The organism is Nonomuraea jiangxiensis (genome assembly GCF_900099965.1).
Lineage (GTDB): Bacteria > Actinomycetota > Actinomycetes > Streptosporangiales > Streptosporangiaceae > Nonomuraea > Nonomuraea jiangxiensis.
On sequence record NZ_FNDJ01000010.1, the window covers coordinates 48,129 to 72,323 of the forward strand.

The 24,195-nt window shown below is 70.5% G+C and carries 22 protein-coding genes; 12 read left to right on the top strand and 10 right to left on the bottom strand.

Translation table 11 applies throughout. The annotated features are described in order from the left end of the window. Nucleotides 1-3 precede the first annotated feature (3 nt). The 3 genes from BLS95_RS22095 (at nt 4) to BLS95_RS22105 (ending at nt 3,302) form a co-directional block, all read left to right on the top strand. Nucleotides 4-885 carry a branched-chain amino acid ABC transporter permease gene (locus tag BLS95_RS22095; RefSeq protein WP_090934198.1) on the top strand — a complete coding sequence of 294 codons (882 nt, stop codon included), beginning with the start codon at nt 4-6 and terminating at the stop codon, nt 883-885. A gap of 108 nt (nt 886-993) precedes the next feature. Continuing rightward, nucleotides 994-2,025: a branched-chain amino acid ABC transporter permease gene (locus tag BLS95_RS22100; protein ID WP_090934201.1), complete on the top strand. Its 1,032-nt coding sequence runs from the start codon at nt 994-996 to the stop codon at nt 2,023-2,025. A gap of 5 nt (nt 2,026-2,030) precedes the next feature. Beyond that, nucleotides 2,031-3,302, top strand: a complete 1,272-nt coding sequence (locus tag BLS95_RS22105; protein WP_090934204.1) for an ABC transporter substrate-binding protein — start codon at nt 2,031-2,033, stop codon at nt 3,300-3,302. 544 nt (nt 3,303-3,846) lie between these two features. On the opposite strand, the gene BLS95_RS22110 is transcribed toward BLS95_RS22105, so the two are convergent. The 3 genes from BLS95_RS22110 to BLS95_RS22120 all read right to left on the bottom strand — a co-directional run bounded on the left by BLS95_RS22110 (nt 3,847) and on the right by BLS95_RS22120 (nt 6,034). Beyond that, nucleotides 3,847-4,122, bottom strand: a complete 276-nt coding sequence (locus tag BLS95_RS22110) for a hypothetical protein (RefSeq protein WP_090934207.1) — start codon at nt 4,120-4,122, stop codon at nt 3,847-3,849. 254 nt (nt 4,123-4,376) lie between these two features. Further along, nucleotides 4,377-4,709 carry a hypothetical protein gene (locus BLS95_RS22115; protein WP_090934210.1) on the bottom strand — a complete coding sequence of 111 codons (333 nt, stop codon included), beginning with the start codon at nt 4,707-4,709 and terminating at the stop codon, nt 4,377-4,379. Between the two features lie 131 nt (nt 4,710-4,840). Then, nucleotides 4,841-6,034 (bottom strand): helix-turn-helix domain-containing protein, encoded by a 1,194-nt coding sequence (locus BLS95_RS22120; protein ID WP_090934213.1) that lies wholly within the window; start codon nt 6,032-6,034, stop codon nt 4,841-4,843. A 164-nt stretch (nt 6,035-6,198) separates the two neighbouring features. Here BLS95_RS22120 and BLS95_RS59085 point away from each other — a divergent pair, with 164 nt between their 5' ends. The 3 genes from BLS95_RS59085 to BLS95_RS22125 all read left to right on the top strand — a co-directional run bounded on the left by BLS95_RS59085 (nt 6,199) and on the right by BLS95_RS22125 (nt 7,745). Beyond that, a complete protein-coding gene (locus BLS95_RS59085; RefSeq protein ID WP_281250025.1) occupies nt 6,199-6,330 on the top strand; it encodes a hypothetical protein in 132 nt (43 codons plus the stop codon). A gap of 135 nt (nt 6,331-6,465) precedes the next feature. Then, a complete protein-coding gene (locus BLS95_RS55805; protein WP_176993324.1) occupies nt 6,466-6,612 on the top strand; it encodes a hypothetical protein in 147 nt (48 codons plus the stop codon). Then, nucleotides 6,609-7,745 carry a methyltransferase domain-containing protein gene (locus BLS95_RS22125; protein ID WP_090934216.1) on the top strand — a complete coding sequence of 379 codons (1,137 nt, stop codon included), beginning with the start codon at nt 6,609-6,611 and terminating at the stop codon, nt 7,743-7,745. The genes BLS95_RS55805 and BLS95_RS22125 overlap by 4 nt, the downstream gene beginning before the upstream one ends. A gap of 11 nt (nt 7,746-7,756) precedes the next feature. Here the strand turns inward: BLS95_RS22125 and BLS95_RS22130 are convergent, their stop codons facing one another. Further along, the gene (locus BLS95_RS22130) at nt 7,757-8,710 is read right to left on the bottom strand and encodes an NAD-dependent epimerase/dehydratase family protein (RefSeq protein WP_090934219.1); all 954 of its coding nucleotides are present in this window, start codon (nt 8,708-8,710) and stop codon (nt 7,757-7,759) included. A gap of 324 nt (nt 8,711-9,034) precedes the next feature. Here BLS95_RS22130 and BLS95_RS22135 point away from each other — a divergent pair, with 324 nt between their 5' ends. Further along, nucleotides 9,035-10,210: an MFS transporter gene (locus tag BLS95_RS22135; RefSeq protein WP_176993325.1), complete on the top strand. Its 1,176-nt coding sequence runs from the start codon at nt 9,035-9,037 to the stop codon at nt 10,208-10,210. 126 nt (nt 10,211-10,336) lie between these two features. Continuing rightward, nucleotides 10,337-11,287 (top strand): AEC family transporter, encoded by a 951-nt coding sequence (locus tag BLS95_RS22140; protein ID WP_090934225.1) that lies wholly within the window; start codon nt 10,337-10,339, stop codon nt 11,285-11,287. Nucleotides 11,288-11,472: 185 nt separating this feature from the next. On the opposite strand, the gene BLS95_RS22145 is transcribed toward BLS95_RS22140, so the two are convergent. Further along, nucleotides 11,473-12,024 carry a methyltransferase domain-containing protein gene (locus BLS95_RS22145; RefSeq protein WP_143043832.1) on the bottom strand — a complete coding sequence of 184 codons (552 nt, stop codon included), beginning with the start codon at nt 12,022-12,024 and terminating at the stop codon, nt 11,473-11,475. A 192-nt stretch (nt 12,025-12,216) separates the two neighbouring features. Here BLS95_RS22145 and BLS95_RS22150 point away from each other — a divergent pair, with 192 nt between their 5' ends. The 3 genes from BLS95_RS22150 (at nt 12,217) to BLS95_RS22160 (ending at nt 17,453) form a co-directional block, all read left to right on the top strand. Beyond that, the gene (locus BLS95_RS22150) at nt 12,217-12,612 is read left to right on the top strand and encodes a nuclear transport factor 2 family protein (protein WP_176993326.1); all 396 of its coding nucleotides are present in this window, start codon (nt 12,217-12,219) and stop codon (nt 12,610-12,612) included. A 201-nt stretch (nt 12,613-12,813) separates the two neighbouring features. Further along, nucleotides 12,814-14,007, top strand: a complete 1,194-nt coding sequence (locus tag BLS95_RS22155) for a cytochrome P450 (protein WP_090934233.1) — start codon at nt 12,814-12,816, stop codon at nt 14,005-14,007. Nucleotides 14,008-14,102: 95 nt separating this feature from the next. After that, nucleotides 14,103-17,453 (top strand): ATP-binding protein, encoded by a 3,351-nt coding sequence (locus BLS95_RS22160; protein WP_090934237.1) that lies wholly within the window; start codon nt 14,103-14,105, stop codon nt 17,451-17,453. Nucleotides 17,454-17,841: 388 nt separating this feature from the next. On the opposite strand, the gene BLS95_RS22165 is transcribed toward BLS95_RS22160, so the two are convergent. The 5 genes from BLS95_RS22165 to BLS95_RS22185 all read right to left on the bottom strand — a co-directional run bounded on the left by BLS95_RS22165 (nt 17,842) and on the right by BLS95_RS22185 (nt 23,329). Beyond that, nucleotides 17,842-19,185 carry an alpha/beta hydrolase domain-containing protein gene (locus BLS95_RS22165; protein WP_245765204.1) on the bottom strand — a complete coding sequence of 448 codons (1,344 nt, stop codon included), beginning with the start codon at nt 19,183-19,185 and terminating at the stop codon, nt 17,842-17,844. Nucleotides 19,186-19,509: 324 nt separating this feature from the next. After that, nucleotides 19,510-20,352 carry an ABC transporter permease gene (locus BLS95_RS22170; protein WP_090934239.1) on the bottom strand — a complete coding sequence of 281 codons (843 nt, stop codon included), beginning with the start codon at nt 20,350-20,352 and terminating at the stop codon, nt 19,510-19,512. Further along, nucleotides 20,349-21,326, bottom strand: coding sequence for an ATP-binding cassette domain-containing protein (locus tag BLS95_RS22175; RefSeq protein WP_090934242.1), 978 nt, complete (start codon nt 21,324-21,326; stop codon nt 20,349-20,351). The genes BLS95_RS22170 and BLS95_RS22175 overlap by 4 nt, the downstream gene beginning before the upstream one ends. A gap of 14 nt (nt 21,327-21,340) precedes the next feature. After that, complete coding sequence (locus BLS95_RS22180) at nt 21,341-21,910, bottom strand: NADPH-dependent FMN reductase (protein WP_090934245.1); 570 nt, start codon at nt 21,908-21,910, stop codon at nt 21,341-21,343. A gap of 219 nt (nt 21,911-22,129) precedes the next feature. Next, a complete protein-coding gene (locus tag BLS95_RS22185) occupies nt 22,130-23,329 on the bottom strand; it encodes a cytochrome P450 (protein WP_176993327.1) in 1,200 nt (399 codons plus the stop codon). A 53-nt stretch (nt 23,330-23,382) separates the two neighbouring features. On the opposite strand from BLS95_RS22185, the gene BLS95_RS22190 reads away from it, so the two are divergent. Continuing rightward, nucleotides 23,383-24,171, top strand: coding sequence for an SAM-dependent methyltransferase (locus BLS95_RS22190; RefSeq protein WP_281250026.1), 789 nt, complete (start codon nt 23,383-23,385; stop codon nt 24,169-24,171). The last annotated feature ends 24 nt before the right edge of the window (nt 24,172-24,195 follow it).

Below are 24,195 nucleotides of genomic sequence, written 5' to 3' on the forward strand. Positions count from 1 at the left end.
CCCATGGCCGGATTCCTGCAGCAGGTCGTCGAGGGGCTCGGCGCGGGCGCCATCTACGCCAGCCTGGCGCTGGCACTGGTACTGATCTACCAGTTCACCGGGATCGTGAACTTCGCCCAGGGCGAGCTGGCCATGTTCTCGACCTACATCGCCTGGCAGTGCGTGGCGGCCGGGCTGCCGTTCTGGCTGGCGCTGGTGCTGACGCTGGTGGTGTCGTTCGCGGGCGGGATGCTCATCGAACGGGTGATCATCCGGCCGGTCGAGGGCGCGCCCGAGCTCACGCTGGTGATCGTCACCGTCGGGCTGTTCATCTTCGTCAACGCCGCCGCCGGGTGGATCTGGACCTTCCTCATCAAGGACTTCCCCAACCCCTTCCCCGGCGGCGTGCTGGAGGCCGGCGGGATCCACGTGAGCATCTCCACGCTGGGCGTCCTGGGCGTGGTGGCGGTGGTCATGGGGTTGCTGTACCTGCTGTTCCGGTACACCAAGATCGGGCTGGGGATGCGGGCGGTGGCGACGAACCCGTCCTCGGCGCGGCTGGTCGGGATCCGGGTGGGGTGGATGCTCGCGCTCGGGTGGGGGCTCGCGGCCACCGTCGGGGCGGTGTCAGGGGTGCTGGTGGCGCCGGTGCTGTTCCTGGAGCCCAACATGATGGGCGGCGTCCTGATCTACGCCTTCGCGGCGGCGACGCTCGGCGGGTTCGACAGCCCGCTGGGAGCGGTCGTGGGCGGGCTGATCGTGGGCGTGGCGGAGACGCTCGCCGGGGCCTACATCGGGGTCATCGGGTCCGATCTCAAGGTGGGAGTGCCGCTGGTGATCATCGTCGTGGTGCTGCTGCTACGGCCACAGGGATTGTTCGGGCGAGCGGTGGTGGAGCGGGCATGAGCGGGACCGATTCCACGCAAGGGCTGTTGGGGCGAGCGGTGGTGGAGCGGGCATGAGCGGGACCGATTCCACGCAAGGGCTGTCGGGGCGAGCGGTGGTGGAGCTGGCATGAGCGAGACGGACTCCGCGCAGGTCAAGCGGGCGCCCGCGCCTCCGGCGGCCCCCAGGAGGCCCGCCCCCGCCGGCCCGCTGGCGGGGCGGTGGCGGTGGGTCGCGATCGCGCTGCTGCTCGCCGCGGCCTGCTACGCCCCCTTCCAGCTCGTCCCCTTCCACGTCTTCCAGCTCACGATGGTGCTGGTCTACGCCGTCGCGCTGCTCGGGCTGAACCTCCTCGTCGGGCACGCCGGGCAGATCTCCCTCGGCCACGGGGCGTTCTTCGCCGTGGGCGCCTACACCACCGCCATCCTGCTGGACCACTGGGACGGGATGCCGTACCCGGTCACCCTGCCGCTCGCGGCGGGGGTGGCGTTCCTGCTCGGCCTGGCCTTCGGCGTGCCCGCCATGCGGCTGCGCGGGCTGTACCTGGCGCTGGTCACGCTCGCCATGGCGATCTTCCTGGCGCCGCTGCTCAAGCGGTTCGAGGAGCTGACCGGCGGGTCGATGGGGCTGACGCTGGCCAAGCCCGCGCCGCCCGCGTGGAGCGGGCTGGCCCCGGACCAGTGGCTGTACTTCCTCACGCTGGTCGTCGCCGTGGCCGCGTTCCTGCTGGCGCACAGCCTGCTGCGGTCGCGGGTGGGCCGGGCGCTGCACGCCCTGCGGGACAACGAGATCGCGGCCGAGGTCATGGGCGTGCGGTTGTCGTCGTACAAGACGCTGGCGTTCGCGTGGAGCGCGATGTTCGCCGGGGCCGCCGGATGTGTCTACACGTGGGTGATCGGGTTCGTCTCGCCGGACTCGTTCACCGTCAACCTCTCCATCACCATGCTCGCCGGGCTGGTCGTCGGCGGGCTCGGCACCCTGTTCGGACCGCTGCTCGGGGCGCTCTTCGTGATGTTCGTGCCCAGCATCTCGCAGGACATCAACGACGCCGCGCCCGGCGTCATCTTCGGCCTGCTGATCATCGCGGTGATGTACGTGGCCCCGACGGGCCTGGCCGGGCTGGCCGAGCGCTTGATCAAGAAGATTCCCCGGAAGGAGTAAGAGGGATGCGAGTATCTGCGATCGGCTGCACGGCGCTGCTACTGCTCGCCGTCGCCGCCTGCGGGGGGCGGGACAGCGGCGGTGGCACCACGGGTACGGCCGCGTCGGGCCAGTGCCAGGGACAGCAGACCACCGGCATCACCGACACGAGCATCAAACTGGGCGGCATCTACCCGCTGTCCGGCCCCGCCTCCGCCTACGGCGACATCCCCAAGGGCATCAAGGCGTACTTCGACTACGTCAACGCCGAGAAGGGCGGCATCAAGGGGCGCAAGGTCGAGTTCGTCGTGCGCGACGACGGCTACCAGCCGCCCAAGGCGGTCGAGGAAGCGCGCCGGCTGGTCGAGCAGGAGCAGGTCTTCGCCCTGTTCCAGACCCTCGGCACCCCCTCCACCACGGCCACCTGGGACTACACGAACCAGCAGAAGGTGCCGCAGGTCTTCGTCGCCACCGGCGCCTCCCAGTGGGGCACCGACACCGCGCACCCGTGGACCATCGGCTGGCAGCCCAACTACATCTCCGAGGCCCGGGTCTACGCCCAGTACCTCAAGACGGAGAAGCCCGAGGCCAAGGTCGCCGTTCTCTACCAGAACGACGACTTCGGCAAGGACCTGCTCGGCGGCTTCACCCAGGCCATCGAGGGCACCCAGATCAAGGTCGTGGCCGAGCAGAGCTACGAGGTGTCCGACCCCAGCGTCGACCCGCAGATGCGGAACCTGGCCGAGTCGAAGGCCGACGTGCTGCTCAACATCACCACGCCCAAGTTCGGCTCGCAGGCGCTGGCCGCCGACGCCAAGAACACCAGCTGGAACCCGCTGCACATCGTCAACAACGTGGCCGCCTCGATCACGGTGCTCAAGCCGGTCGGCTTCGAGAACGTTCAGGGTGTGGTGTCCAGCTCGTACTACAAGGACCCGAACGACCCGACGTGGGCGAACGACCCGGAGATGATGCTGTACCGGCAGAAGATGCAGCAGTACGCACCCGGCGCCGACCCGAACATCCCGTACCACACGTTCGGCTGGGCCGTGGCCAGCAGCTTCCACAAGGCCATGGAGGCGGCCACCTGCATGACCCGCGAGGGGCTGCGCGACGCGGTGCGCAACCTCAAGGGCGTCAAGGTGGACATGCTGCTGCCCGGGGTCACACTCGACACGTCGCAGAGCGACGGGTTCCCGATCGAGTCGATGCAGCTCATGCAGTTCAAGGGGGAACGCTGGGAACTGTTCGGCGAGGTCATCGACACCCGCAAGGAATTCGGCCCTTTGACGGGCTGACGTGGTAGGCCCCAAGGCATGGCCTTCCGCCCGGGGGGCGCTTCGCGCCTGAGCAACTCCGGCCAGCGCCCCCTTTCGAACCCCCGTACAAGCCCACCCGGCACCTGGTTACCGGGTGGGCTGCCGGGAGCCCACCCCGAGCGGACCTCGCTGACGCTCGGGCGTCCTTCCTGGGGCGCCTGCGGGGCGCACGGTCATCGCTAGGAGGCGCTTCGCGCCGGCGGGCTCAGGCCTTGCCCCCAGTCGGGTCACAGCCCCGACCCCTGGAGGTCCTCGCTCCGCTCGGGCATTCCGCCACAAGGCGGAATGCCCGCAACCCCGCCGGCGCACGGGCATTGTTTCGGGGGGGGGCTCTGCAGATGATCGACAGGGGAGAACCCGGCGTATTTGGAGGACGGGTGGCCGCCCTCGGAGGGGGCCGCTCCGCTGCGACGCCAGCCTGGGCTTGGCGGCGCGGAGTACCCGCCGAGGGCGGCGATCACGGTGCGCTCAGGCACGCCTTCCGATCTGGCGCGCTCGGGCACGCTTTCCCGATCTGGCGCGTTCAAGCGCGCTTTTCCCGGCGCTGCCACTCCTCGACGATCTGAGCGGCGGTCTTGCCGCAACGGTGCTCCACGTACCACGGGCGGCGATCAGCCTCCGCGCGGCCGTCCCACGCCAGCTTCTGCTTCGCGGACAGATTGTCCGGCGGCGACACCTTTTCCGGTCGCGGCTTCCCCAACCACCGCCGGACGTTGCGATCGTAGGTGGGATTCCAGAACGTGTAGTGGCCGCCGACCACCGGCTCGGGGTCGAGCCGGATCGATCCGCAGCCCGTCACGGTAGAGCAGGTGGATGACGATCACTTCGCGATGGCAGCGGCGGCACGCTTCGCGTCCGGTGGTCATGTGAATGAAACTCGCCTCGCTGTTGTAGCGCGGCGGCGGACACCTGGTATGTCCACCTGCCGCGCATTGTTCGATGGGACCGGGGCTGCGATGAGGAGCATGCTGCGGCCAAGCGTTTCCTTTGGTAGGGCCACGGGGGGCTACCCCGGCCTGCCGCGGCACCTCCGCGCACGGCGGGCGCCGGGCGTTACGGGGGCGGCGCTGTGCGTGCCTGCCACTGGCGAAACAGGTAGGTCTGCCAAGCCAACGTGGCGGCAAGGGCGATGGGGTCGGCCTGCTCGACGTACGGGGAGACCCCGGCGACCGCCAGCTCGGGTGTGGCTTCATGGCGTAGGCGGGCCGTCCACCACACCTCTCCCGCGAGGTTCCTGACCTGCTCAACGTTCCACAGAGGGTAGGTGTTGCGGAGCACTGAGAGCTGCCGCTCTCTCCAGTCCTGCACGAGCATCGCCTGATCCACGATCCGGCGTAGCTCCTGATCGGTGGATTCGGCGAGAGCTTGCTGCTCGTCGCCGGTCATGGCCGCTCACCCGCCGGCCAGGCCGGCTCGATCAGCAGCGCGACGACTGCGCTGCGGTTCTGTGGCCCGTCCATGGCTGGAACCGTAGGACGACTGGCCGGGCCTGGTGTTTCCGCAAGGAAACCCTCGTGTCAGATGAGGTTCATCCGCCACGCCAGGCCGCGGAGGTCGCGCCCTCCCGGCTTCGGCAGCAGATCCGCCACCAGCTCACGCGCGAAGGGATCGCTGTGGGTTCGCGGCGCATCCAGTCTCTCCGCCTGGCGCAGTTCGATGGCGGCCAGGCGCGACCGGTCGAGCATCGCGTACGCCCGCGCCTTCTCGATGCGAAGGGATGCTCGGCGGATCTGGCTCGGCAACACTTCCGGTACCACCCGCGCGGCATAGTCCAACGCCCGACCGGGTTCTCCCGCCTCGACCGCCAGCGTGGTACGCCAGACGCCGACGTTGGCCGGGCCGAACCACTGCCAGGCGTCCGCATGCTCACCGGTGCGCCCGGCGATCCGCTCGGCTTCCTCGGCGCAGGCGTCGGCCCCGCTGTGGTCGCCGCGGATCTGGCAGGCCAACGCGGCCGACAGGCGCAGCATGCCGTAAATCTCCTGCGCCTGGCGGTCATCGCCGATGTGCGGCTCGACGCGGTCGGCGGTCTGCCCGATCGTGCGGAACGCGTGGGTTCGGTCCAAGCTGCGGCGGCAGTGCGCCATGGCGAACGCTGCCGCACCGGCCCACACCTCATCGCCGAGGGCGTGGGCGGCCCGCTCCGCGCGGTCGGCGGCGATCCACGCCAGGTCCAGATGGCCGTACGCCTTGAGCAGGTCCGAGCCTGCCGCGCTGCAGGCCCAGATGAGCAGGCGCAGCGCGGTCTCGCGCTCCTGGCCGTCGGCCGTGGCGGCGTGGACGTGAAGTTCGCCGATGAGGCCGGGTATGAGCCGTGCGAGTTCGACCCGATCCGAGGTGCGCCAGGCGGCGAGGATGCTGCCGTTCCACTCGGCTTCCAGGACACCGACCGGCCTGACGGGCATATCCGAGGGGTCGTCGAGGGAAGAGCCGAGCAGGATGCCACGGAGGTGACCGATGGACGGCTCGGTCCTGCCGCGGGGTACGGCCGGTCCTTCCACAAGTTCGGTCGCGGAGACTTCGAGCGCATCGGCGAGGGCGACGATATCGGAGCGCTTTTCGAGCCGAATCTTGCCGTTTTCGATCTTGCTCAGCCAGCCCTTGGAGCGGCCGACCAGGCCGGCGAGCGTTTCGAGCGATGTTCCTCTGGCGCGGCGGGCGGCGCGTACGTTTCGGCCGATCCGCTTTGCGCCTTCATCGGGGCGCGACATGGCTCAACCTCGAGAGAGCGGTTCCATCAGCACTGCCCACGGTACGCGCCGAACGCGAAAGTGCGCAGGGAACATGGCACACCTACAGTAAGCGACAGGGGGTGCTTGGGGCGACAAAGGCGTAGGCAAGCACGAAGGCAAGCCTGGGAGTATCCGTAAGGGACATGACCCTGGTCGCGGATATCGAACTCGGCGGGCCGCTACTGTACGACCCGGACGGCTACGTCTCCGAGGACGGGCGGCGACTCCTCATTGAGCACTTCCTGGGCGGCGTGGACCCGTCGGCGCGAGGGTAAGCCCGAGGGACGGGTTACGGTCCCAACCCGAGTGCGAGGTCATTGCCTCTCCCTGGCCGGTGATGGCTTGCTTCCGCGCCCTTACTCAACCCTTTGCGTAGCCATAAAATCACGGTAAGCGACTAGGGAGGGTGGATGGGCGACAAGGACGAAGGAAAGCACGAAGGCAAACCCCACGAGTACAAGAAGATCACCCCCAAGCGTGACCCTCACCAAGGAGACGGGCTCGCTCAGGGTGGCGGCAAACGCGAATCTGGCGGCAAGGGCGGCAAAGGTAAGTGACCGACCACGAAGGCCGCGTCGATCGGTTCATCGCCGACATCGAGGATCGCATCGGCCCGCTTCTGCCCTCGGTTGAGGCGGCGTTGCGGGCCGTACCGCGCGCCCTGTTCATCCCGGATGTCGCTCTGGCCTCCCCGGGGAGCCGGGACGAGGCGTACATCATCGACCGCGACTCCGACCCCGGCACCTGGTGGGAAGCGGTCTATACCGCGGCGGACCCGATCATCACGCAGATCGACGACGGTGCCGGCGGTTTCGACAGCGATGGTGCCTACACATCCTCCAACTCGGCGCCGGTCACGGTTGCGGAGCTGCTCGAACTGCTGTCTCCGAAACCACGCCAGCGGGTGCTCGAAGTGGGCACCGGGACCGGGTGGACCGCTGCGCTGCTGTCCTACCTGGTCGGCGCGGACCGGGTGACCTCCATTGAGATAGACGCTGCTCTGTCGGAGCGGGCGGCGAAGAACGTCTCCGTCGCCGGATACGAGCCGCGTCTGGTCATCGGTGACGGCGCGGCCGGCCACCCCGACAGCGCTCTCTACGATCGGGTGCACGTCACCTGCTCCGTCTACCGGGTGCCGTACGCCTGGGTGGAGCAGTGCCGTCCGGGCGGGTTGATCGTGGCGCCGTTCGAGACGGGCGTCGGTTGTGGTCGCGCGATCCGGTTGGTCGTCGGTGCCGACGGGACGGCGGTCGGCCGGTTCCGTGGCAGCGCCTCGTACATGCCGATCCGGTCGCAGCGAGTCGAATACCCGCCCGAGCCCGACGTCGAGCCCGTCCGAGCGAGCACGCGGGTGGATCCGCGTACCATTGCCGAGGCCCCGCCCGGGGCGGCGCTCGCGATCGCGGCGCTCACCGGACTGCACGTAAGCACCGCGCAGGACGATGACCTCGTACGGGTGTGGGTCCTCAACCCGGACAGGGGCGACGAGCGGGCCATGACCGTGTGGGACCCTGACCTGGACCAGTGGCCGGTGTTCCAGATCGGTGACCGGCCTGTCTGGGACGAGGTGACCGACGCCTACTTCCGGTGGGTGTCGTGGGGTGAGCCCGGCAGGGACAGGTACGGGATCACCGTCGCGCCGGACGGGCAGTCGATCTGGTTGGACAGGCCGGACAACGTGCTCAGCTGAGAGGCGGCCTCTCACCGGGTGATGGTGCCTGCCCTGATCAGCCAGTCGACCGCTTCGGAGATGGCCTCCAGTGAGGTGTAGCGGGGCCGGTGCCCGAGCAGCCGCTCGGACTTCTCCATGCTGCAGTGCGGGCTGTGGGCGATGTGGTCGTACGTGATCTGTGCGTCCGCCTCGGACACCGTGGCCCGCCACTCCTCCCAGGGCAGGAACGTCAGCCGTGCCTCCTGTCCGAACCAGCCCGCCACCGCCTCGGCGTACCCCCTCAAGGTCAGGGCGGTGGTGGCCACCGAGTGGAAGCTCTCGCCCACCGCGGCGGCCCGGTTGTTCATGGCGTCCACGAACAACCGCGCGACGTCGTCGGCGTGCACGTGCTGCACGGTCTCCATGCCGAAGTTGGGCAGCGCGAGTTCGGCCCCGTCGGCGAGCGTCTGGAAGACGGCGGGATTGATGTTCCCCGCCGGGTTGACCGGCACCCATCCCGGCCCGGTGATGTGCCCCGGATGGATCAGGGTGGCCGGGAACCCGTCCCGGTGAGCCCGCTCCAGCAGGTAGGCCTCGATGGCGGCCTTCTGCCGCCCGTACTCGCCGAAGGGCCGCTTCGGCCGGTCCTCGGTGGTCGGGACCACGGTGCTGTGCCCGTGCGTCCAGACGGTCCCGCAGTGCAGGAACTGCCGCACCCTCCCGGTGAGCGCCTCGGCCAGTTGCCGCGCACTGTCCTCCTGGAAGCAGATCAGGTCGATGACGACATCGCCCTCAAGCTCGGCGATCCGCCGCCCGAACGTTCCCTCGCCGTCCTCGGCGTCCCGATCGGCGGTGACCTGGGTGACGCGCTGCCAGGCCCCGTGCGGACTGTACGGCTCCCGCTTCCCCCGGCTCACGGCGACGACATCGTGCCCTCCGTCAACGAGCCGAGGAATGAGGTACGTCCCGATATGCCCACTGGCGCCAATCACCACAACTCGCATGCGCACACTGTAAACGACCCCCCTTCCCCAGGCGCCTACCAGTTGCCGTCCGGCGGGAGCCCCACTCCAAGCGTTCCTTCCTTCGCTCAGGCGCTCATCCAAACGCGCAGGCGAAGTCGGTGAGCGCGCTATGAGGTCGATCACGGCGATGTGGATCACGACTTCGGGAGCGGGTGGGCAGGGCTTGGCCGCCCCCTGAGGGCGGGCCTAGGTCGAATGTCGCAGGACCGATGCCCGATCCGCGAACCGCGTCGGCCAGGCACACTCTTCGGGGTGTTCCCCTCCCCAACCCGTGTCCGGGCCGTGCGGCCCTTCCTTGTCGGTATGTTCGTCGACGCCCTCGGCAACGGCCTGTACGTGCCCCTGACCTTGCTGTTCATCCAGCAGGTGACCGGGCTGCCCGCGACCACGGTCGGTGTGGGGGTGACCGTGGCGGCCACGCTCGGCCTGGCCGCCAACCCACTGGCCGGGGTGCTCATCGACCGGTTCGACGCGCGTACCGTGCTGGTCGGCACGTACGTCATCCGCGCCCTCGGCTTCGCCCTCTACCCGCTCGTGGACGCCTTCGGCCCGCTCGTCGCGATCGCCGCCGTCATCTCCGCCGGAGACCGTGCGTTCTATCCCGCCTCAGGCAGCTATGTGGCCGCGCTCACGGAGGGCGGGGACCGGGACCGGCTGTACGCGCTGCAGGCGACGGCCCGCAACGTCGCCTTCGGCCTTGGTGGCCTGCTCTCGGCGTCCGCCGTGTCGCTGGCCGGCCAGACCGGCTTCACACTGATCGCGGCGCTCAACGCGGCCAGCTTCGTCCTGGCCTCCGCCTGCCTGCTCCTGTCGCGCGGTCCCGGTAAGGGCGCCCGCCGCCCGGCGGGCAAGTCAGGCGGCTACCGCCAGGTCCTGGCGGATCGGCCGTTCATGGGACTGGTGGCGGCGGAGCAGGCGTTCACCCTGGCCCATCTGATCCTCTCCATCGGCCTGCCCCTCTACGCCGTCTCCGCCCTCGGCGCCTCACCCGCCATGCTGGGCATCCTCTACACGATCAACACCTTGCTCGTCGCCGCCGGGCAGCTCCCGGTGCGGCGCCTGCAGCGGCGCGCACGCCGTACACATGCGATGGCCCTGGCCGGCGGCGTCTTCATCCTCTCCTTCGCCCTGTACGCCGCCACGGCCCTCATCCCGCCCGGCCTGCCCCGGATCTCCGCCCTGGTGGCCGCCACCCTCGTCTTCACCCTCGCCGAGCTCGTCCACAGGCCCCCGTCCGCCGCCCTGGCCGCCGGCGCAGCACCCCATGCGCTACGCGGCCGCTACCTGGCGGTCCACCAGATGACCTGGGCGGTGGGCCAGGTGGTGGCGCCCGCCGGCTTCTCCGCCCTGGTGGCAGCGTCTCCGCCGCTGTTGTGGGCGAGCTTGGGAGTGCTGCTGGCGTTCGCCTGCGCGGGACTGCTGCGGCTGTCGTCCCGGTTGCCGGCCGAGGCCGTCGAGGTAGGCGAGAAGGCTCGATGACGACCGCGCCGGGAGTCTCGTCCTGAAGTCGGCCCCGGCGGCTGCAGGGGCGATGTCGGGCGGGTGGTCGTCGGCGTCAGACGGGGCCCCGATACGCTCCGAATGTCCAAATCCGGAGGTTGGAGTTTGTCGGGGGTTGTGGCGGCGTTCGTCGCGCTGGTGTCGGTTGCCGTCATCGGTTACCTGGTCGGCATGGGCGGGTTGTTGCGTACCAGTGATGAGCTGGTGCTGTCGCGGCTGGCGTTCTTCGTGGCGACTCCCGCGCTGATGTTCACCACCGTGTCAAGGGCGGACCTGACGTCGTTGTTCTCGCCGGTGCTGCTGACCCAGATCGCCGCCGTGGTGTCCGTCCAGCTCGTGTACGTCCTGGTGGCCCGGCTGGTCTGGCGGCGGGATCGGCGGGAGCTCACGATCGGCGCGCTGGCCTCGGGATACGTCAACGCGGGCAACCTCGGCGTACCCATCTCGATCTACGTGCTCGGCGACGGGGCCCTGGTCGCGCCGATCCTGCTGTTCCAGTTACTCGTGCTCACCCCGGTCTCCTTCCTCGTCCTCGACCAGGGGGCCCGCTCGGTGCGTACGGCACTGCTGATTCCGCTGCGGAACCCGCTCACGGTGGCCTCGCTGGTCGGGCTGGCGTTCGCGCTCAGCGGGTTCTCGCTGCCCACCATCGTGATGCGCCCGATCGAGCTGCTCGGCGGCGCGGCCGTGCCGGTGGCGCTGCTCGCGTACGGACTCAGCCTGTACGGCTCCCAGCGCCGGACGCCCGAGGAGGCCATGGGTGAGAAGGACGCGCCGGAAAGGCCGAAGGGCGCTGGTAAGGAGGTCTTTCTGGCGGTCGCCCTCAAGGCGTTCGTGCAGCCGGCCGTCGCCTACCTGGTCGCGCGCCTCGTGCTGGGGCTCGACGGGAGCGCGCTGCTGGCCGCCACCCTCTTCGCCGCGCTGCCCACGGCCCAGAACATCTACGTCTACGCGGTGACCTACGACACCGGCCGGCGACTGGCCCGCAGCACCATCCTGCTGACCACCGCCCTGTCCATCCCGATCATGACAGGCATCGGCGCAGCGCTGGGCTGAGTCATTCCAGTTCAGGCTGGGAAACAGGGCGCACCAGCGTGAATGAACCAAGGCGATCAGCGCCTCCCCTCCGCCACAGCCTCAAGGATGTCGGCGGTCGAAGGCCCATCGGATCGATCCCGAACCTTCAGGCAAGGCCTTCTGGGCGGCGGTGGTCTATAGGTCATTACGGGCAGGGTAGAGGCTCAGACTCGTGGGATGGGCAGTTCGCGGAGTGGGTCGCCGCCGTCGATGAACAGCCGGGCCCCGGCCGTGGTCGCCGCGGCGATGCGCTGGAGCATCCGCCGGCCGAGCTCGGGGTGCCGTCCGTCGAGGGCGCCGACCCGTACGGCGAACACGAGGTCGTACGGCTCCTCGTCGGGTTGCAGGACGAAGTCCTCGCCCGCGGCCTGGCGGAGGCTCATGCGGCCGGAGGCGATCTCGTCCGTCCCGGCGGCTTGGGCCTGGGCGATGGCGGTGGCTGACCTGTCGATGGCCAGGATGTGGCCGGTGGTGAGCCGGGCCGCGACCGCTCGTGCGGCGGCCCCGGGGCCGCATCCGATCTCGAGGACACGCGAGTGCGGCTGGAGGGGTAACGCGTTCACGACCGCGGCGAGGCGGGGCGACAGCTGGGTCGGCATGGGGGAGATGCTAAAAGGCGATCGGTCCCGGTGGGCGGGTTGTCGCGGGACGGCAGGAACGGTGAGGTGTCCATAGCCATTGGTTATGCCAACGCGCCTTGGACGATCACGAGGCATGCCGGAGATCCTTCGAGCATGAGCGCACTTCGCACCCGCCGTCGTCCATCCATGGCAGCCGCAGGCCACGTATCTCACCGGCTACCCGAGAGCGGCGGACATCGACCGGTCACCGGCCCGGCTTCTCTGCGTCACCGCGACCGCGGACGAGACGGGCTACGGGCAGTCGTCGCCGCTCTGACCCTCGCACTGGTGACCGCGGGCTGCGCCGGTGACCCGCCGCCGGGCCCCGTCGAGTCCGCTCAAGCGGCCGAGTCCGCTGGAGCGGCCGACGTCATAGCCGAGGCGCGGGCCTACGTGGATGCCGTGAACAGCAAGGATCTTGACGCTCTGGTGAACTCGTTCGCCGAGAAGGGCGAGATCATCGACGTACAGCGGAAGATCACCGGCCATGACGCCATCCGTACGTGGGCTGATGGCGAGGTCATCGGCGGCACGCTGCGGGTCCTGTCGGCCGACCGGCGGCGGGCCGACGGCCAGCGGTTGCTGGTTCACTGGGCCCCCGCCGGCTCATCCGGGTGGCGCGCCCATTACGACTTCACCGTATCTGACGGAAAAATCGCCACCGCGGACCTTCAATACGCCTGAGGAGCATGGAGCTCCCGGAACGCGCGCTCAAGCGCGCCGGCGCCTCCTCCTCCCAGCTCGCAAGAGCGAGCCGGCGCGCACGACGCACTACGGATCCCCGTCACCACCCGCATCCTGGCCCTTGGGATCACCCATCTAGAGGGCGGACGTCCATGATTGTTACGGTTCAGTCCACAACGGCGATCATTCCAAGGGAGTGGCATGAGCGAGTCCACGACCGTGCCGCTGCACATGCGGCGGGTGGGCTTCGACCCGGCGCCTGAGCTGGCGGCGGCGCGGGACGAGGAGCGGGTCAAACGGGTCACCACGGCACATGGCGACCCCGCCTGGCTCGTGACCCACTACGCGGACGTGCGGGAGGTGCTGGGCGACGCGGAGCGGTTCAGGGTCGCGCCGCAGGGCATCGCGCGGCTCCCGGGGGCGCCGAAGATGACGGAGGAGCAGCTCGCCAAGGTACGCGCGGGCAACCTCCTCGGCCTCGACCCGCCCGAGCACACGCGGTTGCGCAGGATGCTGGCCGGCGAGTTCACCATCCGGCGGATGCGCAGGCTGGAGCCGCGGATCGAGCGCATCGTCGAGGACCACCTGGACGCCATGGAGGCCGACGGGTCGCCCGCCGACCTGGTGGCGTCGTTCGCGCTGCCGGTCCCGTCGCTGGTCATCTGCGAGCTGCTCGGCGTCCCGTACGAGGACCGGGCCGGGTTCCAACTGCGTACCAGCCGGATGCTGGACATGACGGTGCCCGGCGAGGAGCGGCTGAAGGCGCAGTTCGAGCAGCGCGCGTACATGGAGGACCTGGTCGCCCGCATCCAGGCGGACCCGGGTGAGGAACTGCTCGGCATGCTCGTACGCGAGCACGGCGCCGACCTGACCACGGACGAGCTGGTCGGCATCGGTGGCCTGCTGCTGTTCGCCGGCCACGAGACCACCTCGAACATGCTCTCCCTGGGCACACTCGCCCTGCTGCGCCACCCCGCCCAGCTCCAGCTGCTCAGGAACGAGCCCGACCGCATAGACGCCGCGGTCGAGGAGCTGCTGCGCTGGCTCAGCATCGTGCACTCCGGCACCACGAAGATCACGACGACCGACGTCGAGATCGGCGGCCAGGCCATCGGGGCCGGGGAGCTGGTGCTCTGCACCCTGCCCGCCGCCAACCGCGACCCGGGATTCCTGGCCGACGCCGACACCCTCGACCTCGAACGCGGCGCGCCCGGCCACGTCGCCTTCGGCCACGGCGTACACCACTGCCTGGGCGCCCCGCTGGCCCGCATGGAGCTGCGCATCGCCCTCCCCGCGCTGCTGCGGCGCTTCCCCGGGCTGCGGGTGTCCGGCGAGCCGCGGTTCCGCACGTTCAGCGTCGTGTACGGCTTGAGCTCCCTGGAGGTGGCCTGGTAGAGCGCGCGCTGGGCCGGGGCGCCGCCGGCGAGCGCTCGGTGGAGGACACCGCTTGATAGGAATTTGTCGGTCGGGGTGTATAGCGTGCAAGCGTCATGCCTATCGACGTCTCCGCGCACGAGCTCATCGGCCGGGAGCACCCCGCCGCGCTGCTGCGTGCCGAGATCACCAGGCTGATCGGCAGCCACGGCGGCCTGGTGCTCGTCACCGGCGAGGCCGGCATCGGCAAGACCACGCTCGTCACCAGCGCGGCGGGGGAGGCCCGGCGCGCGGGCGTGCTGGTGGTCGGCGGGGCGTGCTGGGATTCCGGCAGCGCCCCCGGCTACTGGCCGTGGGTGCAGGTCCTCCGCGCGTTGCGGCGCGCCGTCGAGCCCGAGGAGTGGGCCGCGGCGGAGGAGGCGGCGGGCGGCGGCCTGACCGCGCTGGCCGCCCTGCTCGGTGAGGCACAGGGCGGTGAGCCGCGAAGTGGCGAGACACGGGGTGGTGAGACACGGAGTGGCGAGGCCGCGGGCGGCTTCCGGGTCTACGACGCGGTCACCTCGGCCCTGGTCTCGCTGTCGCAGCGGCGCCCGGTGCTGGTCGTCATCGACGACCTGCACGTGGCCGACCCGGACTCGTTGCGGCTGCTGGAGTTCGCGGCGCGGCAGACCTGGTTCGAGCGGCTGCTGCTGGTCGGCACCTACCGCGACGCCGAGGTCGAGCCGGTCGACCACCCGCTGCGCGACCTGCTGTCACCGCTCGTCGCCAAGGCCACCACGATCACGCTCAACGGGCTCGACCGGGCGGGCGTCGCCGCGCTCATGGCCCGCACAGCCGGGCAGGAGCCGCCGCCCGACCTGGTCGCCGAGGTGCACCTGCGCACCGGCGGCAACCCGTTCTTCGTCGAGCAGACCGCCCGGTTGTGGCGCAGCGGCGGCTCGGCCGACGCGGTCGCGCCCGGCGTGCGCGACGCGCTGCTACGCCGCCTGTCGCTGCTGCCCCGGCAGGTCTCCGAGCTGCTTCCCGCCGCCGCGGTGCTCGGCAACGAGTTCCACCGCCAGGTGCTCGCCGAGATGATCGCCGCCCCCGTCGCCCACGTCGACCGGCTGCTGGAGCTGGCCGTGGTGGCCAAGCTGGTGGTGGCCAGGGGCGGCGGCGTGTTCGCCTTCGCGCACGACCTGGTGCGCGAGACCCTCTACGACTCGCTCGACGACCCCCGCGAGCTGCACGGCGCGGTCGTCAGCGCCTTCGACCGCTCGCCCGGCCTGGCGGGCAAGGTGCTGCCCAACGACCTGGCCGGGCACGCCTACCTGGCCGGCGATCGTGCCGATCCCGAGCGGGCCGTCGCGTTGCTCCTGGCCGCCGCCCACGAGGCGAGGTGCCGGCTGGCGGGCGAGGAGCAGCTGCTCCACCTGCGCCGGGCACACGAGCTGAGCTCCGCCGTCAGTCCCCGCCGCCGGGCCCTGATCGGCCTCGACCTTGGCCAGGAGCTGCACCACTACCCGGACCGGCGGGATGAGGTGCGCCGGCTCTTCGACGAGGCCGCCGCCATCGCCCGCGATCTCCACGACCCCGAGCTGCCCGCCCGCGTCGCGCTCGTCTTCCACACCCACTACGGCCTGGACAAGGCCCGCGACCTCCTCAGGGAGGCGCACCGCCGGCTGGTCGGCCAGGACGTGCCCGACGAGCAGATGCCGCTCGACCTGGTCTTCCACCTCATGGCCCGGGCCAGGAAGGGAGGTGACGACGACGCGCTGACGTTCAGCCTGTGGGTGCAGCACGACATCATCTGGGGTCCCGGCACGGCCCCCGAACGGGTCGCGCTGATCGACGAGCTGATCGCCGTGGCGCGTCGCACTGCCGACCGCGACCTGGAGCACTTCGCCACCGCGCTGCGCTGGGTGGCCATGGTCGAGCAGGGTGATCCCGGCTACATCGACGAGTTCCACGACTACGCCGCCAAGGGCTGGCGCAGCGAGCGGGTGCACCTCATCTTGGCCACCGATGTCGACGCGAGCATCGTGGCCGCCTTCGCCGGACGCTTCGCCGAGGCCGAGGAGCGGCTGTCGGGAGTGCGGCCGGAGACGGTGCACGAGCACTTCGGGTTCATGCTGGAGCACCACCGCTGGGCGATGGCGTTGCTTCGGGGGAAGTCGGCGGAGCAGCGGGCGGTGCTGCGCGGGCTCCGGGGCACCCATCACCCGTGTGTGCCGTTGCTGGAGGCGCTGACGGCGCTGCAAGGCGGCGACCTGAACCCCGCGCTGCGCCATCTCCATGCGGGGCAGCCGGACGACCGCGTCGTCCAGCCGCTGTGGTTACGCTTCCAGGCCGAGCTGGCCGCCGCCACGCGGGACCCGGAGCTGTGCGCCCGTGCCCGGGCCGCGCTGGCGCCGCATCGGGGGCAATGGCTGGTGTCGCTGTACGGATGGGAGATCAGCGGCCCGTACGACCTGTGGCTCGGCCTGGTCGACGCCGCCGAGGGGCGCTGGGAGGAGGCAGTCGAGGAGCTCACCGCCGCCTACCGCTCAGCCGACCTGATGCAGTCGCGACCGTGGTCGGTGCTGGCCCGCGCCCACCTGGCCGAGACCCTGCTCGCCCGCGCGTGGCCGGGCGACGCCGACGCGGCGTCGGAGCTGCTGACCGGGGTACGGCGGGAGGCGGCCGAGCTGGGGATGCACCACGTCCAGGAGCAGGCTGAGCTGGGCCTGCATCGCCTCCGGGAGTCGGCCGAGCGGGGCATGGACCATCTCGGGGAGCAGGGCGAGTTGGGCGCGCACCGCCTCCGGGAGTCGGCTGAGCTCGGTACGCAGCGCCTTCAGGAGTCGGCCGGGCCGGTGGGCACTGGGCCTTCTGGTGACAGGGCTTCCGGGACTTCCGGGGATGGGCGGGGGCGGGCCGATGGTGGGTCTTCGGGGGTGGGCGAGGCGGAGTTCCGGAGGGACGGTGCGGTGTGGTCTCTGGCGTTCGCCGGGCGGCTTGTCCACATGCCCGATGCCAAGGGGCTGCGCGACCTGCACATTCTGCTGAGCCGTCCCGGTGGTGACGTGAGCGCCGTGTCGCTGCTGGCTCCCGAAGGCGGTGAGGTCGTCGTCGCGGCCCGCCGGATGGGTGGTGACGACGTGCTGGACGAGGAGGCCAAGAGCCGCTACCGCCGGCGGCTGGCGCGGCTCGACGAGGAGATCGATCGGGCCGCCGAACTGGGTGACGATCGGCGGGCGGCCGAGTTCGACCGGGAGCGGGCCGCGTTGCTGGAGGAGCTGCGGGCGGCGGCGGGGCTTGGCGGGCGTACCCGGCGGTTGGGGGACGAGGCGGAGCGGGCCCGTAAGACCGTCACCGCCCGGATTCGCGATGTGCTGCGCAAGCTCGACAGCACCCATCCCGAACTGGCCGCCCACCTGCGCGCCACCGTCTCGACCGGCGCCACCTGCCGCTACCAGCCCGACACCCCCATCACCTGGCGCCTCTGACCCGGACACCATCTCCCTCATGCCGGCCCCGACTCATGCGGCCCCCATGTCGGCTCCCTCATGCCGGCTCCCTCATGTAGGCCCCTCATGCCGGCGCTGCGCCGCCACAGTGATCTGGCGGTGCAGCGACCGGCGTTGGTGCGAGCGGGTATGGCCGGCGGAGGTCCTGGTCCGGGGGTGCGGAGCTCCGGGTCCAAGGCGGTGGCCGGTCCCGATGTGTCGGGTAGAGCGGAGGAGACGAGGGGAGCGCAGGCGGGGGGCAGGGGCTCCCCTCGTCTCGGGTTCAGTGCGGGCGGGGCGGGAGTTTCCCTCGCCTCGGGTTCGGTGCGGGCGGGGGAGGCGCTTCCCACATCTCAGGGTCGGTGCGGGAGTTTCTCTTGTCTGGGGTTCAGCGGGGGCTGAAGTCGACGGTGAGGGCGTCCTTCAGGTTCTGTGCCGCGTCGCCGGGTAGCAGGTAGCCCTTGCGGAGGTTGGTCGCGTCGGCCTTGGCGACGGCGGCTACGTAGCGGCTCTCCGTGCGGTAGAGCGTTCTGAGTCGGGTCTGGTCGAAGGGGAGGTGTGTGCCGAACAGCCTGCAGAAGCCCTCCCCGGAGTTGTCGCCGGTGTTGAGTGCGGTGGGTGCCGCGACCTGGGAGACGCGGATGCCGCCCCGGGCGAGCCCCAGCTCGTCGCGGGCCTTCGTACCGTCGGGGTTGAACTCCAGTGGGGGAGCGGCCGGTGGCGGGGTGCCACGTTCGGCCCAGCGGGTCAGGTGGTCGTAGGCGGCGGCGAGTACGTGTGTCAGCGGCACCCGGCTGTAGGGCGGCTGGTCGCAGTTGTACGTGGGCGCGGCGCCGAGATCCCGCGTGAGCAGGGGACGCCGGTACTCCTGGCCTGCCCAGCCGGAGTGGGCGGCGCCGGCGACCTCCCACCGGCGGAACCGGTCGGTGTCCGCGGGCCGGGCCGGTGAGCGTACGTCGGTCTCGGACAGGACCTGGAACACCGGCTCCGTACCGGCCCGGGTGGGCGCGCCGCCGACGATGTTGGCGAACCCGTCGAAGACACTCTCGATCTGCGGCAGTACGGCGTCGTAGTAGACGGTCATCCGGCCCGCGGACTGCGAGGCGCCGATGGCCAGCACCGTGTCCACCTTCAGCCGGTGCAGCGGAGCGTGGCCGCCGCGCGCCCGCAGCGCCTTGGCCGCCTGGGAGTAGATGTCGTAGGACAACTCGTCGGCCGCGAACCGGCCGCCGCCGGTGACGTCCAGGTCGCCGTAGCGAGCCGGGCTCCAGCCGCGTAGCTGGTTCACCCCGACCCGCTGCGCGGAGATGCCGACCCAGGCGTAGCCGGCGCGCATGATCTGGTCGGCGCTCCACAGCGCGTCCAGGTCGTATCCGGCGGTCACGTTCTGCCATTCGGCGAGCACGGTCCCGTTGAATCTGGCCTGGTGAGCGGGGCGGCGTACGATGATCCGGGTCTTGTAGGGGACGTCGGCGGCGAGCAACCGCCCGCTCGTGTCGTAGGCGTCGGCCTGGCCGGAGAGGTAGAACTCCTGCTCGACGTAGCCGCGGGCGGCAAGGTCGATGTTCGTGGCGAGCCACGGATAGGTGTCGCGCACGTCGGGCGCGGACGGGCTGCCGGGCAGGGCGCCGGGGACGGGTCCCTCGACGGTCGGCGTGGCCACGGGCTGGGTGCCAGGTCCCTCGGCGTCGGGCCCCTTGGCATCGGGTACGGAGCTGTTCGGTGCGGACACAGGTAAGGGAGCCGATCGGGTGGTTTGTCGGGGGTCAGCGTGGGCCGGTCCGGCCGCGAGCCCGGTGGCCACCATGCCTGCCACCGCGACCCGGGCCATTCTCACCAGCGAGACCATGCCGTCGAATCTCCTTTCAGTGACCGGGACGGGCCGATCACACAGGGATGATCTACGGCGGCGAACCACTCCGCATCGGTGAAATCACCGGTCATCTCCGTCCGCGCACCCGGCGCACACCGGTCGCCGGCCCGGCTCGGGGCCGTGGGCGCGGGACTGGAGGAAACCGGCGGCACACCGGGCACGCATGCCCGGTGTGGGAAGTGCCTACTTGCGGTTGTAGAGCCGCATGGTGATGGAGCCGAAGGCCCCGATGAAGACCACCGACCACACCAGGACCAGGATCAGTGCCCCGCCGTCCGGCGTGCCGGCCATCAGGGAGCGGACGGCGGCCACCAGATGGGTGATCGGGTTGAGGTTGACGAAGACCTGCAGCCAGCCGGGCATCGTCTCGGGCTGGACATAGACATTGCTCAGGAACGTCAGCGGGAACAGCACCATCATGCTGACCCCCATCACCGACTTCTCGCTGCGCAGCAGCAGCCCGAACATCGTCCACACCCACGAGAACGCGAACGAGAACCCCAGCAGCAGCAGGATCCCGAGCACCGCCCCCACGAGGCCGCCCGAAGGACGGAACCCCATCACCAGGCCCACCAGCAGGATGACCGTCGAGGCGATCGTGTAGCGCATGACGTCGCCGAGCAGGTAGCCCACCATGGTCGCGGGGCGCCAGATGGGCAGGGTGCGGAACCGGTCGAAGACCCCCTTCTCGATGTCCTTGTTGACCTCAAGACCGGTGTACATGGTGATCATCACGACACTCGTCACCATGATGCCCGGCAGCAGGTACTGCAGGTATTCGGTCGGCGAGCCGGCCAGCGCGCCGCCGAACAGGTAGGTGAACATCAGCGTCATCATGAGCGGGAACGCGGTCACATCGAAGAGCTGCTCGGGCACGTGCTTGATCTTCAGCACGGCCCGCCAGCCGAACGTGATCGACGCCGACCACGCGCTCGGCCGGGGTGGTCGCGCTCCTGGGGCCAGGACGGTGGCGAGGGCGTCGGTGGCGGGCTCGTACGTGGTGCCGGTCTCGGCGGTCGTGCTCATGCCGCAGTCTCCTCGGTGGCGCGGTGGTCGGTGAGGGCCAGGAACACCTCGTCCAGGTTGGGCTGGCCGAGGGAGAAGTCGTCGACGACGATGCCGGCCGCGGCCAGCTGGGCGAGGGCCCGCGATGCCTGCTCGGCGGCGGCCTCGTCGCGGCCGTTGCCGGTGATGCGGGCCGTGAGCGACACCGGGTCGGACTCCCGGTAGACGGTCGTGTCCAGGATCTCGGTGAGCAGGCGCTCCGCCTCGGTCCGGGTGGCCGGGTCGCGCAGGCGTACGTGCACCGAGCCCGCGCCGACGGAGGACTTCAGCTCGCCCGGCGTGCCCTCGGCGATGAGCCGGCCGTGGTCGATGACCGCGATGCGGTCGGCCAGCCGGTCGGCCTCCTCCAGGTACTGCGTGGTCAGCAGCACCGTGGTGCCGTGGGCCACGACGATGCGGACGATGTCCCAGACCTGGTTGCGGCTGCGCGGGTCCAGCCCGGTGGTGGGCTCGTCGAGGAAGAGCAGGTCGGGGGTGTTCAGGATGCTGGCGGCGATGTCGAGGCGCCGCCGCATGCCACCCGAGTACGTCTTGACCTGCCGCCCCCCGGCCTCCGTCAGCCCGAACGCCTCCAGTAGCTCGGCGGCCCGGGCCCTGGCGGCCGGCTTGCGGTGGCCGAGCAGGCGGGCGAGCAGGATGAGGTTCTCGGCGCCGGTCATCTCGTCGTCCACGGACGCGTACTGGCCGGTCATGCTGACCCGGGAGCGGACGGCGTCCGCCTCGCGCACCACGTCGTGGCCGAACACCGTGGCCTCGCCCCCGTCGGGGCGCAGCAGCGTGGCCAGGATGCGTACCGCCGTGGTCTTGCCCGCGCCGTTGGGGCCGAGCACGCCGTAGACGGCGCCGGCGGGCACGGCCAGGTCGAGGCCGTCCACGGCGCGGGTCTTGTCGAAGGTCTTGACCAGGCCTGAGGTCTGTATCGCCAGGTCGGGCATGGATGAATTCCCTTTCATGAGACGTATGGCTGGGCGCGCCTGCCCGCGCGCAGCGTGCGGCCCCACCACGTGAGCTGGTCGAGCATGGCGGCCACGGAACGCAGCCGGTCGTCGGTGTCGGCCGGGCGGCACCCGTCGACGTCCGGGCCGAGCAGGTCGAGCCCGACCCAGTCGCGCATGGTCACGGCGTGCAGGGCGCCGAAGACCGTACGGAGCTGTTCCACGGCGTAGAAGCCGGCCGAGCCGCAGCCGTAGGAGACGAAACCGACCGGTTTGGCCTGCCACTCGTCATAGGCGAAGTCGATGGCCTGCTTGAGTGAGGCGGGGAAGCTGCGGTTGTACTCGGGGGTGACCACGGCGAAGGCGTCCGCGTGGCCGACGGCCGCGATGAAGTGGCGCATGGGCGGCGTCGCCTCCTCCGGGTAGTTGCCGGGAAACCTGTAGTCCGCCAGGTCGAGCACCTCGACGTCGAGATCCTGGCGGCGGCGGGCCCGCGTGGTGAACCAGTCGCCGACCGTGTCGCATGCACGGCCGGCCCGGGTGCTGCCGATGATCACCGCCACCCGAAGCCGGTCGTCGGCCATGGTCTCCCCTTTCCCCGGGCCCGTCACCCCTCAGGCGCGAGATCCGCCCGCTAGATCGGATCTAGCGGGCGGCGCCGGCAGCCGCCGAAAAGCGGGTACGGGGCTGGGGGGGTGGGGCGGTTGGGCGGCCTGAGGGGTGGCCGCCGGGCGCTTCAAAGTGACGGCTGGTCGCGTGCCGGTCGGTGGGGTGGGTCAGAAGCCTGGACGGTAGGCAACGGCTCATGAGGGCCATCGCCCTCTCTTGCGGACCGGCACCCGTACCGGGCGGACCATGATGCTGCCCGCCGTCCACTCCAGCTCCCCGGCAGGCCGCGCCAGCTCCAGCCCGGGGAGCCTGCGCACCAGCACGCCGAGGATCTCCTGCAGTTCCATCCTGGCCAGGTTCGCGCCCAGGCAGTAGTGCGGGCCCCGGCCGAACGCCAGGTGCGTCGCCTCCCGGTTCAGGTCCACGGTGTGCGGGTCGGGGAAGACCGACGGGTCCAGGTTCGCCGCGGCGAAGGAGGCGATCACCCCCTCGCCCTTGCGTACCTTGCCCGAGGGCAGCTCGACGTCCTCGGTGGCCACCCGGATCAGCGGGCTGTCGCCCGGTTGCTCCAGCCGGAGCAGCTCCTCCACGGTGCCCGGGACCAGGTCCGGCCTGGCGGCCAGCCGGTCGTAGGTGTCGCGCGGGTCGAGCAGCCGGACGATCGAGCGGGCCAGTACGGAGCCGGTCGTCTCGTGCCCGGCCAGGAACAGGCCGAGCGCGTTGCGGACGAGCTCCTTCTCGCTCAGCCGGTCCTCGCCGTCCCGGGCGTGGATCATCGCGGCCAGCAGCCCGTCGCCGGGGTCCGCCCGGTGCGCCGCGACCACCTCCGCCATGTACGCGTGGAACTCTCCGGCCGCGGCCAGCTTGGCCTCCTCCGACAGGCCGGAGGTGGACAACATCGCGTCCGACCAGGCCCGTACGCGGACGACGTCGATCCCGGGCACGCCCATGATGTCGCACACCACCTGTACCGGTAGCGGGAAGGCGAATTCATGGAGAAAATCGAATTCCTCGGGAAGCGCGTCGATCAGTTCACCGGTGAGCGCGCGTAATCTGGGCCGCCAGCCGTTGACCTGGCGCGGCATGAAGACCCCGGACAGCAGCCGCCGTAACCGGGTGTGCTCCGGCGGATCCATGCTGGTGAGGATTCCCGGGGCCTCGGCGACGGTGAATCCCCGAAACATCCGCGGCGCGCCCGGATAACCCAGTTCGCGGCTGAAACGGGGGTCGCTCAGCACGAGGATCGCGTCCTCGTACGTCGTGGTCAGGTAGGCGGTGTCGCCGCTGGGCAGGCGTACCTTTCCGAGCGGTTCGCGCTCGCGGCGGGCCTCGTACGTACCGGCGGGCACGCCCCGCGGTCCAGGCATGAACGGGTAATTGTCAAAGGAATCCATAAATCGCACGGTAACCACGGATTGATAAAGGTCCATAGCTCTACCATCACCTCGTGGCCTTCGACCCAAAAACGCCGAATCTCGCAAGGATGTACGACTACATGCTCGGCGGGAAGGACAACCTCGCCGTGGATCGGGAGGCGGTCGACCGGATCGCCGAGCACATTCCCGCGGCCATCCCCCTGGCCAGGGCCAATCGCGCATTCCTGCAACGTTCCGTGCGCCATCTGGCCGCCGCGGGCGTACGGCAGTTCCTCGACCTGGGCAGCGGCCTGCCCACCGGGGGCAACGTGCACGAGGTCGTCCGCGAGGTGTCCCCGGACGCCAAGGTGGTCTACGTCGACCACGATCCGGTCGTCGCCACCCACGCTCGGGCGCTGCTGGAGGAGGAGGGGAAGGTCGTCTTCGTGCAGGCCGACCTGCTGCGGCCGGCCGAGTTGCTGGCCATGCCCGAGGTCACCGGCTTCCTCGACCTGAACCAGCCCGTCGCCGTGCTGCTGGTGTCGATCCTGCACTTCGTCCAGGACGCCGACGATCCGGCGAGCATGGTCAAGGTGCTGCGCGACGCCGTGGCGCCCGGCAGCTATCTCGTGCTCACCCATGCCGTCGAGGGTCTGGGCCAGGAGCGCGACGAGGAGAACGTACGCGATGTCTACCGCGGTTCCTCCACCGGCGGCGCCCAGGGCCGCGAGCTGGCGGAGATCCGCGCGTTCTTCGGCGACTTCGAGCTGATCGAGCCCGGGCTCGTGCACGTGTGCGAGTGGCGGCCGGACCACCCCGACCTGATCGGCGAGGAGGGCCTGCCCGGCTACCTGATGGCCGGAGTCGCCAGGAAGGGATGACCCTGAAGTAGCCGGTCAACTACG